This is a genomic window from Paraburkholderia sp. GAS82 (genome assembly GCF_050436285.1).
In the GTDB taxonomy this organism is placed as follows: domain Bacteria; phylum Pseudomonadota; class Gammaproteobacteria; order Burkholderiales; family Burkholderiaceae; genus Paraburkholderia; species Paraburkholderia phenazinium_B.
The window spans coordinates 92,250-108,339 of the sequence record NZ_JBNDLX010000003.1; the positions used below are offsets into that span (position 1 = coordinate 92,250).

At 61.0% G+C, this 16,090-nt stretch carries 14 protein-coding genes; 3 read left to right on the forward strand and 11 right to left on the reverse strand.

Translation table 11 applies throughout. The annotated features are described in order from the left end of the window. Positions 1-137 precede the first annotated feature (137 nt). The 10 genes from P3T17_RS10765 to P3T17_RS10810 all read right to left on the reverse strand — a co-directional run bounded on the left by P3T17_RS10765 (position 138) and on the right by P3T17_RS10810 (position 12,506). Positions 138-890 carry an ABC transporter ATP-binding protein gene (locus tag P3T17_RS10765; RefSeq protein ID WP_429407188.1) on the reverse strand — a complete coding sequence of 251 codons (753 nt, stop codon included), beginning with the start codon at positions 888-890 and terminating at the stop codon, positions 138-140. An 11-nt stretch (positions 891-901) separates the two neighbouring features. Then, positions 902-2,686 carry an ABC transporter permease subunit gene (locus tag P3T17_RS10770; protein ID WP_429406601.1) on the reverse strand — a complete coding sequence of 595 codons (1,785 nt, stop codon included), beginning with the start codon at positions 2,684-2,686 and terminating at the stop codon, positions 902-904. Positions 2,687-2,690: 4 nt separating this feature from the next. Beyond that, positions 2,691-3,746, reverse strand: a complete 1,056-nt coding sequence (locus P3T17_RS10775) for a branched-chain amino acid ABC transporter permease (RefSeq protein ID WP_429406604.1) — start codon at positions 3,744-3,746, stop codon at positions 2,691-2,693. A 44-nt stretch (positions 3,747-3,790) separates the two neighbouring features. Then, positions 3,791-4,951: an ABC transporter substrate-binding protein gene (locus P3T17_RS10780; protein WP_429406606.1), complete on the reverse strand. Its 1,161-nt coding sequence runs from the start codon at positions 4,949-4,951 to the stop codon at positions 3,791-3,793. 788 nt (positions 4,952-5,739) lie between these two features. Continuing rightward, positions 5,740-6,711, reverse strand: coding sequence for a branched-chain amino acid ABC transporter permease (locus P3T17_RS10785; protein ID WP_429406608.1), 972 nt, complete (start codon positions 6,709-6,711; stop codon positions 5,740-5,742). Further along, on the reverse strand, positions 6,711-7,595 hold the full coding sequence (locus P3T17_RS10790) for a branched-chain amino acid ABC transporter permease (RefSeq protein ID WP_074262951.1): 885 nt from the start codon (positions 7,593-7,595) through the stop codon (positions 6,711-6,713). Before P3T17_RS10790 ends, P3T17_RS10785 begins: the two co-directional genes overlap by 1 nt. Before the next feature lie 153 nt (positions 7,596-7,748). Then, entirely contained in the window at positions 7,749-8,963 is a 1,215-nt protein-coding gene (locus tag P3T17_RS10795; RefSeq protein WP_429406610.1) for an ABC transporter substrate-binding protein, read from the reverse strand. A 56-nt stretch (positions 8,964-9,019) separates the two neighbouring features. Then, positions 9,020-9,778 carry an ABC transporter ATP-binding protein gene (locus P3T17_RS10800; protein WP_429406613.1) on the reverse strand — a complete coding sequence of 253 codons (759 nt, stop codon included), beginning with the start codon at positions 9,776-9,778 and terminating at the stop codon, positions 9,020-9,022. Further along, positions 9,775-10,554, reverse strand: coding sequence for an ABC transporter ATP-binding protein (locus P3T17_RS10805; RefSeq protein WP_074262954.1), 780 nt, complete (start codon positions 10,552-10,554; stop codon positions 9,775-9,777). Before P3T17_RS10805 ends, P3T17_RS10800 begins: the two co-directional genes overlap by 4 nt. 245 nt (positions 10,555-10,799) lie before the next feature. Then, the gene (locus tag P3T17_RS10810; RefSeq protein WP_429407190.1) at positions 10,800-12,506 is read right to left on the reverse strand and encodes a GMC family oxidoreductase; all 1,707 of its coding nucleotides are present in this window, start codon (positions 12,504-12,506) and stop codon (positions 10,800-10,802) included. A gap of 721 nt (positions 12,507-13,227) precedes the next feature. On the opposite strand from P3T17_RS10810, the gene P3T17_RS10815 reads away from it, so the two are divergent. Then, on the forward strand, positions 13,228-14,127 hold the full coding sequence (locus P3T17_RS10815; RefSeq protein WP_429406616.1) for a LysR family transcriptional regulator: 900 nt from the start codon (positions 13,228-13,230) through the stop codon (positions 14,125-14,127). Between the two features lie 226 nt (positions 14,128-14,353). Then, positions 14,354-14,890, forward strand: coding sequence for a class IV adenylate cyclase (locus P3T17_RS10820; RefSeq protein WP_074262957.1), 537 nt, complete (start codon positions 14,354-14,356; stop codon positions 14,888-14,890). A gap of 33 nt (positions 14,891-14,923) precedes the next feature. Here the strand turns inward: P3T17_RS10820 and P3T17_RS10825 are convergent, their stop codons facing one another. Next, complete coding sequence (locus P3T17_RS10825; protein WP_074265885.1) at positions 14,924-15,433, reverse strand: Lrp/AsnC family transcriptional regulator; 510 nt, start codon at positions 15,431-15,433, stop codon at positions 14,924-14,926. Positions 15,434-15,771: 338 nt separating this feature from the next. On the opposite strand from P3T17_RS10825, the gene P3T17_RS10830 reads away from it, so the two are divergent. Then, a complete protein-coding gene (locus P3T17_RS10830) occupies positions 15,772-16,071 on the forward strand; it encodes a 4a-hydroxytetrahydrobiopterin dehydratase (protein WP_074262958.1) in 300 nt (99 codons plus the stop codon). Positions 16,072-16,090: the final 19 nt, after the last annotated feature.

A 16,090-nucleotide genomic window follows, 5' to 3' on the forward strand; every position in this document is an offset into this window, starting at 1 on the left:
AGGAAAATGTATGGGCGAATTATAGCGGGTTCGCTTTTGGCCCGAATTTCGTCCGAATGGCCAAGGTATAAAAAAAGCGGTGTGTTTCACGTGAAACACACCGCCCGATACCGCTCAAACCATTGATAGGAAACGCTTTAGGCCACTCTCTTCGTCAAACCAAGATACGTTTCGATCACCCGTGGATTCTGAGCCAGATCGGCAGCAGGTCCCTCGATCGCCAGTTCGCCGGTCTCCAACACGTAGCCGTAGTCGGAAATCTGCAGCGCCGCCCGTGCATTCTGCTCGACCAGCAATATCGCCACACCTGTCTGACGCAACGCGCTGATGATGTGAAAAATCTCCTTCACGATCAGCGGTGCGAGACCGAGGCTAGGTTCGTCCAGCATCAGCAATTCCGGCTTGCCCATCAACGCGCGCCCTACCGCGAGCATCTGCCGCTCGCCACCGGACAAGGTGCCGGCCGCCTGCTTGCGACGCTCCTTCAACCGTGGAAACAAAGTAAAGACGGGCTCAAGCTGATCCAGATAACCGCGTTCGCCCGCCCGCTTGCGCCGGTAGGCGCCCAGCACCAGGTTGTCTTCCACGCTCATCGTCGCGAACAGTTCGCGCTTTTCCGGGACGAGACACATGCCGCGCGCCACCCGCTTTTCAACCGGCACCGCGCTGATATCCTCATTGTGATAAAGGATCCCGCCCTTCGCGCGACCGCTCACCGGCAGCGCACCCATAATCGCGTTGAGTAACGTCGACTTACCCGCACCATTGGGACCGATCACTGAAACGATCTGCCCCGGCCGCACCTTGATGCCGATGTCATGCAGCGCTTCGACCTTACCGTAGCGGACCGATACGCCCTCCACGTCCAGAATCGGCACAGCGGAATTCATCATCGTTCTCATCAGTCCACCCCGCCCAGGTACGCTTCGAGCACCGCCGGATCCTTTTGCACATCTTCCGGCAGCCCTTCGGCGATCCGCGTCCCGAACTCCATCACGATCAGCCGATCGGTCAGATTCATGACGAAATCCATGTCATGCTCGACCAGCAGCACGCTCATCCCCTCTGCCTTGAGCCTGCGCAGCAGGTCGGCGAGTTGCTGCTTTTCCTGGTAACGCAGGCCTGCAGCCGGCTCATCGAGTAGCAGCAGCGTGGGATCGCAGCACAGCGCGCGGGCAATTTCGAGAATTCGCTGCTGACCGAGCGCCAGGCTACCCGCCTCGTCATACATATGCTGTTCCAGCCCCACCCGGCGGATCTGCTGCGCCGCTTCCGCCATCAGCCGCCCTTCTTCCGCGCCATTCAGCCTGACAACGCTGCGCCACACGCCGGCGTGACCGCGCAGGTGTGCGCCGATCGCCACGTTCTCGAGCACGCTCATAACCGGCAATAGCTTGACGTGCTGAAATGTACGGCCAATTCCGCGTTTGACGATCTGACGTGAGGCGAGCGCATCGATCCGTTCGCCCCGGAAGGTGATCTCACCGCGAGTCGCCCGTAGCGCGCCGGTCACCAGATTGAAGGTGGTCGACTTGCCTGCACCGTTCGGTCCGATCAACCCGATGATTTCACCCGCCTTAACCTCGAAGCTGACATCGTTCACCGCAACTAGTCCACCGAACTCTTTGCGCGCCTTATCCACATTCAGGAGCGTTTCGCCGGCCGCCGGTTTGCTGCGCTGCGGCAATGGCTCGGCCTGCTCTGGCACATGAGCCTGCGGTCCGCGCGGAAACAGGCGCGCCACCAGCGGCCAGACGCCCTGCCGCGCATGCTGCAGCAGCAACACCATCAGCACACCAAAGACGATCACTTCGAAATTGCCGCTTTCGCCCAATAGCTTCGGCAGCAGCGTCTGCAAATAGTCCTGCAGGACAGTCAGGATCGCCGCTCCGAGCACCGCTCCCCAAACATGCGAGACACCACCCACAACCGCCATGAAAAGGAACTCGATACCGTGGTTCAAGCCGAATGGCGTCGGATTCACCGCACGCTGCAGATGCGCGTAGAGAAAACCGGAGATGGACGCCAGCACGGCGGCATAAATAAAGATCACCACCCGCATCCACGCGGTATTGACGCCCATCGCCTCGGCCATCGCCCCGCCGCTCCGCAGCGCTCGAATCGCCCGTCCCGGGCGGCTATTAAGCAGGTTCTGAACGGAGACGACCGCGCCAAGCACCACCAGCCAGATCAGGTAGTAGATATGCCGCCCCGACTCGAGGCTGACACCGAGCACGTTGAGCGCCGGAATGCCGTTGATGCCGTCGTATTTGCCGAGAATGTCGAGATTGCCAAACAGATAGAACAGCGCCAAACCCCACGCAATCGTGCCGAGCGGCAGGAAGTGCCCAGAAAGCCGCATAGTCACCGCACCGAGGATCAGCGCAATCAACGCGGTCAACACCACGCCTACGATCAGCGCGAGCCACGGTGACACGCCGTACTGCGTAGTCAGGAATGCGGTGGCGTACGCCCCTACGCCGACGAACGCCGCCTGCCCGAAGCTCGTCATTCCACCAATGCCCGTCAGCAGCACCAGACCGATCGCCACAATCGCATACAGCCCGATGTAGTTGAGCAGCGTCACCCAGTACTCCGGCAGATGCACCGGCTGCGGCAGCACCGGTAGCGCGAAGATCACCACGAGGAACAGCCCGAAGAGCGCGCTGCGCATGATACGTTTCATCGTGTCACTCCTCGTCCTCTTCCGCGTGCGGGCTGGCGAAACTGCGCCACAGCAGCACCGGGATGATCAGCGTGAACACGATGACTTCTTTATAGGCACTCGCCCAGAACGACGAATACGACTCCAGCAGGCCCACCAGCACGGCGCCCGCCGCCGCGAGCGGGTAGCTGACCAGTCCGCCGATGATGGCCCCCACGAAGCCCTTCAGACCGATCAGGAAGCCCGAGTCGTAGTAGATGGTGGTCAGGGGTGCAACGAGGGCGCCGCACAGCGCGCCGAGCCCTGCTGCGAGCGTGAACGCGAGCTTGCCGGCCTGGGTCGTGCCGATGCCGACCAGCCGGGCGCCAACGCGATTGACGGAAGTTGCCCGCAGGGCCTTTCCTGAGATGGAGCGGTCGAAGTACAGATAAAGCGCCGCGATCAACACCAGCGCCGCACCGATCACCCACAAGCTCTGTCCCGAGACCGACAGGCTGCCGACGTTGAAGGTGGCATCCGAGAAAGCATTGGTGCGCGAGCCCTCCGCGCCGAACATCACTAGCCCAAGCCCGACCATCGCAAAGTGCACCGCGACCGCAACGATCAGCAACAGCAGTGTCGTGCCTTCGGCGATCGGCTCGAAAGCCAGCCGGTAGACGAACGGTCCCATCGGGATGACGATCAGCAGCGTCAGGGCAATCTGCGCGAGCATCGGCAGCGGCTGTGCGAAGAGTTCGTGCGTCACCGCGTACACCGCGACCGGGAACAACAGATACTTCGCCACAAGCATCGCCAGCGTGCGCATCGCATGGGCGCGCCGCTCCGGATGCCCCACCATGCCCGCCGTCTCGACCACGAAACACGCCGCGCCCATCGCCATCAGCAGCCAGCAGGTAGCGGGAAACTTCTGCGACTGCACTGCGGCGAGCGTTAGCGCGCCGTACGAAACGAACTCGCCCTGTGGGATAAAGATGACCCGCGTGACGGAGAACACCAACACCAGAGCGAGCGCGAGCAGCGCGTAAATCGCCCCGGTGGTGATGCCGTCCTGCGCCAGGATCGCCGCGATAGATAGATCCATACTTCCTCGTCATGAACCGTCGAAACCTGGATGCTGCGAAGCCGTCACTCGTTCTGCAGCTTCCACTTGCCGTCGACAATCTCCACGATCACGCGCGCGCGCGTGTCGAGGCCGTTGTGATCGGTCGCCGTGGTATTCATGATGCCGTGCGCGAGCGGCAGTTCCTTGATGTTCGCGAGCGCATCGCGCAACGCCACACGGAACGCTTCAGTGCCCGGCTGCCCCTTCTTCAGCGCTTCGGGAATCGCCCGCTGCAGCATCTGGCCGGCGTCCCATGCATGGCCGCCGAACGTCGATACCGAACCCGCGCCGTAGGCCTTTTCATAGGCATTTTTGTATCCCTCGGACGACTGCTTCACCGGGTTCGAATCGGGCAACTGATCGGCCACCAGGATCGGACCGGCTGGCAGCAGTTCGCCTTCGCAATCTTTGCCGCACACGCGCAGGAAGTCGTTATTGGCAACGCCGTGGGTCTGATAGATAGTGCCCTTGTAGCCACGCTCTTTCAGCGTCCTGGCCGGCAGCGCCGACGGCGTGCCCGCGCCCGCGATCAGCACGACGTCCGGATTGGCGGACATCGTCTTCAGCACCTGGCCAGTCACGGATGCATCGGTGCGGTTGTAGCGCTCATTGGCGACGACCTTCAGATGATGTGCGGCCGCGGCGGTGCTGAACACGTTGTACCAGCTCTCGCCATACGCGTCCGAGAAGCCGATGAAACCTACCGTCTTCACACCGTGCTTCTCCATATAGCCAGCAAGCGCGTCAGCCATCAGGCTGTCGTTTTGCGGCGTCTTGAAGGCCCACTGGCGCTTTGCATCCATTGGCGCGATGATTTCCGCCGAAGCCGCCAGCGAGATCATCGGCGTCTTGGCCGCCGAGACCACGTCGAGCATCGCCAGCGAATTTGGCGTCGCCGTTGAACCAACAATTGCGTCGACGTGATCTTCATCGATCAGCTTGTGAGTGTTCTGCACAGCCTTGCTGGTGTCGGTCGCATCGTCGAGCACGATGTACTGCACGCTCTTGCCGGCAATTTGCTGCGGCAGTAAAGCGATGGTGTTCTTCTCAGGAATCCCGAGCGATGCGGCCGGACCCGTCGTCGACAAGGTCACGCCAATTTTCACCTGCGCTACGGCCGTGCCCGCGCCGCATACCAACGCAAGCGCGATGGCCGCGCCTACCCACTGCTTCGTTTTTTTCATTGCGAATCTCCGAACGCTTGACGCGCCCATTTGTTATCCGGTTTATCAGCCGAATGCCTGAATCTGTGACCGGTCCAACGTGACTGCCGTTATTTTCTCTGCCGGTCCCGCCTACGACGATCTGCGATTATGCGCGAGCGACAAAAAAGGCGCGTAACTGCTCGCGCCCTCTCGTTAGTTCAATAGCAGAATTTAACGCGGCATTCATTCCGCGCAATGCCGAATTCATCCTGCTCCGCGCTCGATCGTGCAACTCGCTCGAATGGAACCGGCCAATCTGAATCCCAGCCCGACGCGCGGTGAATGACGAGTGTAGAGGACGCGAGCCGCCTGCGACAAGCGTTGCGCGTGCATCAGCCCGGCGACGAAACACCCAACTGCGGCAGAACCAGCTCACTCGATCAAGCGGAAAATGTGCAAAACTGAATGAGAAAAGCCGCAAGAAAACGCACAGACAAGGCGTAGGACAAATGCGCAAAACGGGTAAATGAATTTCCGAAACCGCAAATAAAAAGCGCTGTTGGATCAATATCCAACAGCGCTTTCGTCTGGGCACTTAGTGCCTCATGTCTCCTCGTTCTCCACCTGCAAATTCGGTGTTCATCAGAACTGCGTGAAGATTAAACAACCGCCCCCATCCGGACAACTAGCATTTACCCTAGTGGTGCATCGCAGCACTGTATTGGGGCACATTTTAAACATTGCGATGCAGCCCTCGCGGCGCAGGCGATTTTGCCTCTTTTACCGATTTGCATCGGACACCGAAGCATCTCGCGATCGCACGCCTGTTACGCGCGCAGCGGGCGAACCCGCGCCACAATCTCACCGACGATGCCACGCCGAAACGCCAGCACGCAGGCGATAAAGATCACGCCCGTCACAATGGTCGCCGACTCGCCCAGCGAATTGAACCACTGCACCCCAGTCGCCGATGCGAGCGCACCGCCGATATCGCCAAGCCGGTCCTCGAGCGCGACGATCAGCGCCGCACCGAGCAGCGGCCCGAACAAGGTGCCCATGCCGCCGACCAGCGTCATCAGAATTACCAGACCCGACATGGTCCAGTACGCGTCGCTCAAGGTTTCGAAACCGAGCACCAGTACCTTCAACGATCCCGCCAGTCCCGCAATCCCCGCCGACAACACGAAGGCCAGCAGCTTGAAGCGATCGGTGTCGTAGCCGAGCGAGACAGCCCGCGGCTCGTTCTCCTTGATCGCTACGAGCACCTGTCCGAAAGGCGAGTGAACGATGCGTACGATCAGCAGGAACATCAGTACCATTACCACCAGGATCACATAGTAAAGCGTGATATCCGACGACAGGCTCAGCAAGCCAAACAGCTTGCCGCGCGGCACGCCCTGCAGGCCATCTTCGCCGTGCGTGAACGGCGCCTGCAGAAACACGAAGTAGACCATCTGCGCGAGTGCGAGCGTCACCATCGCGAAGTAAATGCCCTGCCGGCGGATAGCAAACAGCCCGACGACCAACCCAAGCAGTGTCGCCGCCGCCGTGCCAGCGAGCACGCCCACTTCCGGCGGATAACCGAGGGTCTGGATGGCGTAGCCGGTCGTATAACCGGCCATCCCCAGAAACATGGCGTGCCCGAACGACAACAGGCCCGTGTAGCCGATCAGCAGGTTAAAGGCCGCAGCGAACAGCGCGAAGCACAGCACCTTCATCACGAACAACGGATAGACGCCGATGAACGGCACGGCAATCAACGCGAGCAGCAGCAGCCCGTACAGCGCTTTTCTTTGCATCACTTTTCCTTGCCGAAAAGACCCGCCGGGCGCACCAGCAGAACGAGCGCCATGATGACGAAGACGACCGTCGCCGAGGCTTCCGGGTAGAACACGCGCGTGAACCCTTCGATCACGCCGAGCAGCAAACCGGTGAGGATCGAGCCCATGATCGAACCCATCCCGCCGATCACCACCACCGCGAACACGGTGATGATCATGGGCTGCCCCATCAGCGGCGAGACCTGGATCACAGGTGCGGCGAGCACGCCGGCAAATGCAGCGAGCGCCACGCCGAAGCCGTAGGTGAGCGTGATCATCAACGGCACATTGACGCCGAACGCCTCCACCAGTTTCGGGTTCTCCGTGCCGGCGCGCAGGTAGGCACCGAGGCGCGTCTTTTCGATCACGAACCACGTGGCGAAGCACACCACCAACGAGGCGAGCACCACCCACGCGCGGTAATTTGGCAAGAACATGAAGCCCAGATTGGTCGCGCCCGAGAGCGCGTCAGGCACATCGTACGGCTGGCCCGAAGAACCATAGATGGAGCGGAACACGCCTTCCACCACCAGCGTCAGTCCAAAGGTCAGCAACAGGCCGTACAGATGGTCGAGCTTGTACAGCCAGCGCAACATCGAGCGTTCGATCAGAATGCCGAACGCGCCGACGATCAGCGGTGCGAGCACCAGCATCACCCAGTACGGCAGATTGAAATACGACAGCCCCATCCACGTCAGCATCGCGCCCAGCATGAACAACGCGCCGTGCGCGAAGTTGATCACGTTAAGCAGCCCGAAGATGATCGCAAGACCCAGGCTCAGGATCGCGTAGAACGAGCCGTTCACAAGCCCGAGCAGCAACTGGCTCAGCATCGCCGAGAGCGGAATGCCAAAGATTTCCATTGAACCCCTTAGCCCTTAACCTATCGTCAAGGTGAGATCGAGCTACGCGTGTTTCCGGCGACACGTAGCTCGTACACAGCCTGTGCGCAGCATCGTGAACCGGCCCGTCTGCCGTCCATGCAGAGGACCGGCAAACGGGGTTTCAGCCGAAGCTTATTTCCACAACGCGCAGCGCGTTTCCGCCTTGGTCGTGAACGCCTGATCGCCCGGAATGGTTGCCGTGATCTTGTAGTAGTCCCACGGTTCTTTCGATTCAGCCGGCGTCTTCACCTGCATCAGATACATGTCGTGAATCATGCTGCCGTCTTCACGGATGTAGCCCTTGGCGTAGAAGTCGTCGATCTTGGTCTTCTTCAGTTGGGCCATGATCTTGTCCGGATCCGTCGAACCGACCGCCTGCACCGCCTTCAGATAGTTCGTGACGGCCGAGTAATCGGCGGCCTGCAGGCTCGACGGCATCTTCCTGGTCTTGTCGAAGTAACGCTCAGCCCACTTGCGGGTGGTGTCGTTCTTGTTCCAGTACCAGGAGTCGGTCAACACCAGACCTTGAGTCGTCTCGAGTCCGAGACTATGGATATCGTCGATAAAGATCAGCAGCGCCGCGAGCTTCATCGTCTTCGTGATGCCAAACTCCTTCGCGGCCTTGATCGAGTTGACCGTATCGCCACCGGCGTTGGCAAGGCCCAGCACCTGCGCCTTCGATGCCTGCGCCTGCAGCAGGAACGACGAGAAATCCGAAGCCGACAACGGGTGGTGCACGTCGCCGAGTACCTGGCCGCCGTTTGCCTTCACCACGGCCGCAGTCGCCGTCTCCAGCGCCTTGCCGAACGCGTAGTCAGCCGTCAGGAAGAACCACGTCTTGCCACCCTGCTTCGTCACCGCGGCGCCCGTGCCTTTCGCGAGCGCCGTCGTGTCGTACGCGTAGTGAATCGTGTACGGCGTGCATTGCTCGTTGGTCATGGTGTCCGCGCCAGCGCCGACGTTGATATAGACCTTGTGCTTTTCGCCCGCCACCTGGTTCATCGAGAGGCCGGTCGCCGAGTTCGTGCCACCGATCAGCATCTGGACGCCGTCGCGGTCGAACCATTCACGTGCCCGCGATGCGGCGATATCCGCCTTGTTCTGGTGATCCGCATAGAGCAGTTCGATCGGCTTGCCGTTGACCTTGCCGCCGAAGTCGGCGATCGCCATACGGATCGCTTCGAGGCCGCCCGGGCCGTCGATATCGGCATAGAGGCCGGACATGTCAGTGATATAGCCGATCTTGACCGTGTCGTCGGCAGCTCGCGCGCCGCCCATCATCACTGCGGCGCTGGCCGCGGCAGCAAAGCAGAACGCTGAAAGTCGCGCGAGGGTTTTCATTTTCATTGGTGTCTCCTTGTTTCCTTGCTTGTGGTTATCAGAGGCAATCGGGCGCTTATCGTTTATACGCCCAGCAGATCGTGCAGCGCCGGCATCTTGCTTTCGAGTTCACCCGCCCCGAAGTGCTCGACGATGCCGCCATGCTCCATCACATAGAAGCGGTCGGCGAGAGGCGCAGCAAAACGGAAATTCTGTTCGACCATCACGATCGTGTAGCCGCGCGCCTTGAGCGTCACGATCATGCGCGCGAGCGCCTGCACGATGACCGGTGCAAGACCCTCGGAGATTTCGTCGAGCAGCAGCAAACTCGCGCCCGTGCGCAGGATGCGGGCTACGGCGAGCATCTGCTGCTCGCCGCCCGAGAGCCGCGTGCCCTGGCTCATCCGGCGTTCGTGCAGGTTCGGAAACATCGCGTAGATTTCGTCGAGCGACATCACGTGCGCGGCATCGCCGACCATCGGAGGCAGCAGCAGGTTCTCCTCACAGGAGAGGCTCGAAAAGATGCCGCGTTCCTCCGGGCAATAGCCAATGGCGCAGTGCGCGATGCGATGGGTCGGCATATCGATCGTTTCACGACCGGCGACGCGTATCGAGCCGGTACGGCGGCCCGTGAGTCCCATGATCGCGCGCAGCGTGGTCGTGCGTCCGGCGCCGTTGCGGCCCAGCAGCGTCACCACTTCGCCGCGGTTCACCGTCAGATCGACGCCATGCAATATATGGGATTCACCATACCAGGCCTGCAAGCCCGCTATCTCCAGCGCGGGCTCCGCAACGGCGAGCTCGCTGACTTCGACATTCTCGCGCTCGGCAATCGTGCTCATGCGTGCGCTCCGGCGAGCGCAGCGTCGGCGCTGCCCATATAGGCCTGCATGACCAGCGGACTCCTGGATACTTCAGCGTACGTGCCTTCGGCGAGCACCTCGCCGCGCTGCAGGACGGTGATCGTATCGGAGATGCCGGCAATCACATTCATGTTGTGTTCGACCATCAGAATGGTGCGGCCGCTCGACACCTTCTTGATCAACGCCGTGACGCGATCGACGTCTTCGTGACCCATGCCCTGCGTGGGTTCGTCGAGTAGCATCAGTTCGGGCTCCATGGCGAGCGTGGTGGCGATTTCGAGGGCGCGTTTGCGTCCATAGGACAACTCGACCGTCAGCACATCGGCGAAATCGGTCAAACCGACCTGGGTCAGCAGATCCATGGCGCGATCATCGAGTTGATGCAGCGAACGCTCGCTTTTCCAGAAATGAAACGCCGTGCCCAGGGCACGCTGCAGACCGATGCGCACGTTCTGCAATGCCGTCAGATGCGGAAACACAGCGGAAATCTGAAACGAGCGGATGATGCCGCGCCGGGCGATCTGTGCGGGCCGTTCGCGCGTGATATCGACGCCGTTGTAGACGATCTGCCCGGCAGTGGGTACGAGAAATTTGGTCAGCAGATTAAAACAGGTGGTTTTGCCGGCACCGTTCGGACCGATCAGCGCATGAATCGAGCCACGGCGTACGCGCAGGTTGACGCCGTTGACGGCGACAAAGCCCTTGAACTCCCTGGTCAGCCCGCGCGTTTCGAGAATCGTATCGCCGAGAATCATGTTCCCTTCCATGCGAAGTAAGGCGAAGCACTACGATCTTCCGCGCCAAAGGCTGCGCGACGTTTTGATGGCGACGACACCCCCGTGCCGATCGTTGGCGTGGTGCACCAATGCGGACGGTAATCCATGGCGCGCGACGCAGCATGGCGTCATTGTCGCGCCAATGATGCACCGCATTCATCGGGATTTGCACTTAGTATGCAATTGCGCGCCGCGGGACCCGCGGCGCGCAACGGGCCTGCCTGTCATGCAATGGACATCGAAGCGGTGGAATTTGTCTGCAATGCCTGCGCCGCAGCGCGTGCACGACGATCCTCGCGAATCATGTCGCTCGCGCGCTCGGCGATCATCAGCGTTGGAGAGTTGGTGTTGCCCGAGGTGATGGTGGGCATCACCGAGGCATCGACTACGCGCAAACCCTCGACTCCGATCACGCGCAGACGCTGGTCGACGACGGCGGCGGGATCGTCCGCGCTACCCATGCGACAGGTGCCTACCGGATGAAAGATCGTCGTACCGACCTTGCCGGCCGCCCGCTGCAGTTCCTCTTCAGTCTGAAACTCAATGCCGGGAAGAATCTCCTGCGGCCGATACGGGGCCAATGCGGGCGCCGCAGCGATACGCCGCGTGAGACGCACGGCATTGACGGCAACGTGCCGGTCGTAATCTGTGGACAGGTAATTGGGCGCGATCAGCGGCGGCGCATCGGCCTCGGGCGACGTGATATGAATACTGCCGCGCGAGGTGGGACGCAAATGGCACACCGAGGCGGTAAACGCGTTGAAGCGATGCAGGGGCTCACCGAAGCGATCGAGCGAGAGCGGCTGCACGTGATACTCGAGATCGGGCCGCGTGAGCGAGCGGTCTTCCGGGTCCGACTTCGCAAAAGCGCCTAGCTGTGACGGCGCCATTGCCATGGGTCCGCTCTGAAACAGCGCGTACTCCAGACCAATCATGAGCTTGCCCCACCAGTGCGCGGAGGCGGTGTTGAGGGTGCGCACGCCATCGACCTTGTAGGCCATCCGCAATTGCAGATGATCCTGGAGATTCTCACCTACACCGCGCAGGTCATGGACGACGTCGATGCCAAGGTTTTGCAGACGTACGCCATTACCGATACCGGAGAGCTCGAGCAATTGCGGCGAGTTGACGGCGCCAGAACTGAGGATGACTTCACAACGGGCCTTGGCGAAATAATTGGTGTTATCGCCGCGATATTCGACGCCGGTGCAGCGACGCCCATCGAAGACGACGCGTTGCGTGAGCGCACCCGTAATGATGGTGAGATTCGGGCGCTTCAGCGCGGGCCGCAGAAAGGCCTTCGAGGCGTTCCAGCGAACACCGCGCTTCTGGTTCACGTCGAAATAGCCGACGCCGGTGTTGTCACCGCGATTGAAGTCATCGGTGGCAGGGAGACCGGCTTGCTGCGCGGCTTGCGAGAACGTTTCGAGGATTTTCCACTTGAGGCGTTGTTTTTCGACGCGCCACGGGCCGCCGGAGCCGTGCGATTCGTTGGCGCCGCCGTAGTAGTCTTCGCTGCGTCTGAAGATGGGGAGGACGTTGTTCCAGGACCACGAGGGGTCATTGGTGACGCGGGCCCATTCATCGTAGTCTTCGCGCTGGCCGCGCATATAGATCATGCCGTTTATTGAGGAGCTACCGCCCAGGACTCTGCCGCGTGGGTATGAGAGGGCGCGGCCGTTCAGGCCGGGTTCTTCTCGTGTTTTGTAGAGCCAGTCGGTGCGGGGGTTGCCGATGCAGTACAGGTACCCTACCGGGACGTGGATCCAGTGGTAGTCGTCCTTGCCGCCGGCTTCCAGTAGAAGTACTGATATTTCTGGGTCTTCGCTCAGGCGGTTTGCTAGCACGCAGCCTGCTGTGCCGGCGCCTACTATTATGTAGTCGTATTCGCCCTCCTGCGTTCGGGTAGCGCTCTGTTGGGTTGTGGTCATCGCTTTGTCTCCGTGTTGCTGCTTTTTGTCTGCTTGGCGTGGTTTGTTTTTGCCTGCGGCGCCTTGGTTCGTTGGTGTTACTGTGGTGTTGGCCTTTCCTTGCTTTGTTAGTGGTCTATTGGCTTCGCCCCTGTGCGGGGCGGCACTTACTTTCTTTGCCGCCGCAAAGAAAGTAAGCAAAGAAAGCGGGCTTCCAACCGCTAGCTCGTAGGTGTCCACCACTCGTGTGAACACGGAGTGGTCCGCGCACGAAACGTGCGCTCGCACCACACGAGCTCGTGACAAAGGACTCATCCACCCCACTCCGCACTACGTGCGTCGCGGATGGGTCTGCCGAGGAAAGCAGGGGACGTGTGCGCGCGTATCCGTTTCGCACCCCGCCGTCGCTGCACAATTCCTTGTCCATTCGCTTATCGTGTAACGTCATACTTAGGTATCCAAACACTTTCCGCATTGCCTTGCAAGTCGACGCTCGCACCCCACCCTCGAAGACCCATCCGCCACGCTGCGCGTGGGCGGGATGAATGAGTCCTTTGTCACGGAGGGTGAGCGCACAGGGGCGACGCTAATAGACCACTGACAAAGCAAGGAAAGGCCAACCCCGCAGGAACACGGGCCAGCGCCGCACAGACAACAACAAAACCCAAAGCGTAAGCCCCACCACGACCAAAATCTAATGAGTATTGCTCAACTGCCGTATAAGCCGCGCTAATATCAGCAGATGGACCTAACCCTGCTACGAGCATTCGTCACTGTCGCCCACGAGGGCAACCTCACCCGCGCCGCGGTGCAACTACACCTAACCCAACCAGCCGTCAGCCTACAGATCAAGCACCTGCAGGAAACGCTAGGCCTGACATTGTTTACCCGTACCTCACACGGCCTATCATTAACCCGCGACGGCCAGGCGCTCCTCCCACACGCAGAACGAGCCCTCACCGCCGCCAGCGACGTAGACCGCGCCGCCGCTTCATTACGCCACGAAGTGCGCGGCCGCTTACGCATTGGCACCATCCTCGATCCGGAATTCCTCCGCCTCGGCGGTTTCCTCAAACAACTCGTCGAGACCTGGCCACACATCGAAACAGCGCTTCGCCATGGCATGTCCGGCTGGGTCCTCGAGCAGATCCGTACAGGCGAGCTCGATGTCGGCTACTACATCGGCCAGCCATCGGACGACGAAACGCGTGACAGCGCCATATTCCACGCCGTCACGCTGACGCACTTCCAGTACCGCGTGCTCGCGCCCGCCGGCTGGAAAGACCGCGTTAAAGGGGCGCGCGACTGGCGCGCGCTCGCCGCCCTGCCGTGGATCTGGACGCCGCCCGCGTCCGCCCATCACCGGCTTCTGTCGCGCCGCTTTGCCGAGGCCGGCGTCAAGCCTGTTAAGGTGGCTGAGGTCGATCAGGAGCCGTCGATGCTCGATCTGGTCAAATCCGGCGTTGGCCTGACCCTCGTGCGCGACGCCACCGCCATCGCCGAGGCCCATGCGCACGCGCTCACCATCGTCGAGGGTGTAACGGTGCCGACCCAGTTGAGCTTCGTCACGCTAGCCGCCCGCAAGGACGATCCGGCCATCGCCGCTGCCCTCAAGCTCATCGAGCAGCAATGGGCGATATGAGTCCGGCTCATGACGGCGAGAAGGCTTGCGGCGGCGAATCACATGAATCACCCAAATCACCGCCAACGTAACGCCACGGTCACGCGCTTTTTGCTAGATTCAGGGTTCGCGCACGTTGTCCGCGCAGCGCTTTTGTTTTGAGTTCGTCCGAGTTTGTCCTTCACGGCACGCTTCATCCTGTCCCACCCGAAGCCGCCGAAAATCCATCCTTCCTCAGGAGCCTGACATGGCCCGCAACATCGAAATCAAAGCCCGCGCCCAGCACTTCGATCAACTCAGCGAACGCGCCGCGGAACTGTCGCCCGAGGCTCCGCTGATCTTCCGCCAGCAGGACTTCTTCTACGATGTGCCGCGTGGCCGCCTCAAGCTGCGGCAGTTCGACGACGGCACGCCCGCTGAACTGATCTTCTATCAGCGCGACGACCGCGACGGCCCCAAGGCTTCGTACTACACGCGCAGCCCCGTGACCAATCCGGAAGCCATGCACTCGCTGCTCGCCACGGCATTGACCACACGTGGCATCGTCACCAAGGAACGCCACGTCTACACGATCGGACGTACGCGGATTCACCTCGACCGGGTGGACGGTCTGGGTGACTTTGTCGAGCTGGAAGTGCTCCTCGCGCAGGACGACGAGGAGGAAGACGGGCACGCCGAAGCGCATGAGATGTTTGCGAAGCTAGGGGTGCCGGAGTCAGATCTGGTGGCCGTCGCGTATGTGGATCTGCTCAGCCCGGATAGCGAGCCACGCAAGGTTGCATAGTCCGTCAGGCGGCCAGCGGGACCGCCCGGCGGGTCACCGCCCGCTGCCTGCCTGGCCGGCGGCGGCCCCCGGCGCCAGATGCCCCAACGGCAACGGCCCGTTGCGCTTGAATGTAGTGAGCACGATATTCGAGCGCACACTGTCCACCCCCGGCACGCGCATCAGCTTCTTCATAACAAACGACGACAGCGCGTTCAGATCGGGCGCAACAATGCGCAGCAGATAATCCGCATCGCCGACCACCGCGTGGCACTCGAGCACCTCCGGCAGCATATCAATCTGCTGCTGAAACTGTTCGACGATCGAGTCGCCGTGATGCTTGAGCTTCAGACTCGTAAACGCGGTCACGCCGAGGCCCAGCTTTTCGGGCCGCAGCACCACGCGATAGCCGTCCACCACGCCCAGCTGCTCGAGACGTTGCAACCGCCGGCCAATCTGCGACGGCGACAGCGGTACCTGCTCGCCGAGTTGCTGATGCGTCGCCCGTCCAAAGCGCTGCAAGACCTCGAGCAACGCGAGATCGAAGTGATCAAGTTCAAGCATGATGATTCCCCGCATCAATATATCGTTTAACGCACGATTATTGCATACATAACTCAATCTATGCTTCGTTCACGCTCTCTATAAGCATTTACCGCACCGCACAGCAATGTCTGAGCTGCCTGACACGTGAAGCCGTCGCAACGAGTCCGACCAGCATACCTCTCCTGCGCGGCCGTCACCTCCGCACATGCTCAAACACGCATCGCCCTGCGCCGAGCCTTGATCCGTGAAAAAATAGGCCAATGTCCGCGCAACGCGCGCCGCTCCGATGCGGGCGCGCTACCGGCCGCCAAGACGGTTGCGCTCAGGCGCACCACTGCAGATCAGGAGGTATCCTCATGATTCACAAACTCACTTCCGAAGAGCGTTCCACGCAATTGGGCGAGTTGCGCGGCTGGGTAGCCGTAGCCGGCCGCGACGCGATCCAGCGACAACTCAAGTTTGCCGATTTCAACGAGGCGTTCGGTTTCATGACGCGGGTCGCAATCAAGGCCCAGGAAATGGACCACCACCCGGAGTGGTTCAACGTCTATAACAAGGTGGAGATCACCTTGTCGACGCATGAGGCGAATGGGCTAACGGAACGGGACATTTTGCTGGCCCGTTTTATCGATCAGATCGCCATAGGGGCACAGTAAAACTGGTGGTGAATGTCGT

Bases quoted from the DNA above. Each gene is read 5' to 3' on its own strand.
- P3T17_RS10820 (WP_074262957.1), top strand. From the start codon at position 14,354: ATGGCCCGCAACATCGAAATCAAAGCCCGCGCCCAGCACTTCGATCAA.
- P3T17_RS10825 (WP_074265885.1), bottom strand. From the start codon at position 15,433: ATGCTTGAACTTGATCACTTCGATCTCGCGTTGCTCGAGGTCTTGCAG.
- P3T17_RS10830 (WP_074262958.1), top strand. From the start codon at position 15,772: ATGATTCACAAACTCACTTCCGAAGAGCGTTCCACGCAATTGGGCGAG.
- P3T17_RS10785 (WP_429406608.1), bottom strand. From the start codon at position 6,711: ATGCAAAGAAAAGCGCTGTACGGGCTGCTGCTGCTCGCGTTGATTGCC.
- P3T17_RS10800 (WP_429406613.1), bottom strand. From the start codon at position 9,778: ATGAGCACGATTGCCGAGCGCGAGAATGTCGAAGTCAGCGAGCTCGCC.
- P3T17_RS10775 (WP_429406604.1), bottom strand. From the start codon at position 3,746: ATGGATCTATCTATCGCGGCGATCCTGGCGCAGGACGGCATCACCACC.
- P3T17_RS10805 (WP_074262954.1), bottom strand. From the start codon at position 10,554: ATGATTCTCGGCGATACGATTCTCGAAACGCGCGGGCTGACCAGGGAG.
- P3T17_RS10810 (WP_429407190.1), bottom strand. From the start codon at position 12,506: ATGACCACAACCCAACAGAGCGCTACCCGAACGCAGGAGGGCGAATAC.
- P3T17_RS10790 (WP_074262951.1), bottom strand. From the start codon at position 7,595: ATGGAAATCTTTGGCATTCCGCTCTCGGCGATGCTGAGCCAGTTGCTG.
- P3T17_RS10770 (WP_429406601.1), bottom strand. From the start codon at position 2,686: ATGAAACGTATCATGCGCAGCGCGCTCTTCGGGCTGTTCCTCGTGGTG.
- P3T17_RS10795 (WP_429406610.1), bottom strand. From the start codon at position 8,963: ATGAAAATGAAAACCCTCGCGCGACTTTCAGCGTTCTGCTTTGCTGCC.
- P3T17_RS10765 (WP_429407188.1), bottom strand. From the start codon at position 890: ATGAATTCCGCTGTGCCGATTCTGGACGTGGAGGGCGTATCGGTCCGC.
- P3T17_RS10780 (WP_429406606.1), bottom strand. From the start codon at position 4,951: ATGAAAAAAACGAAGCAGTGGGTAGGCGCGGCCATCGCGCTTGCGTTG.
- P3T17_RS10815 (WP_429406616.1), top strand. From the start codon at position 13,228: ATGGACCTAACCCTGCTACGAGCATTCGTCACTGTCGCCCACGAGGGC.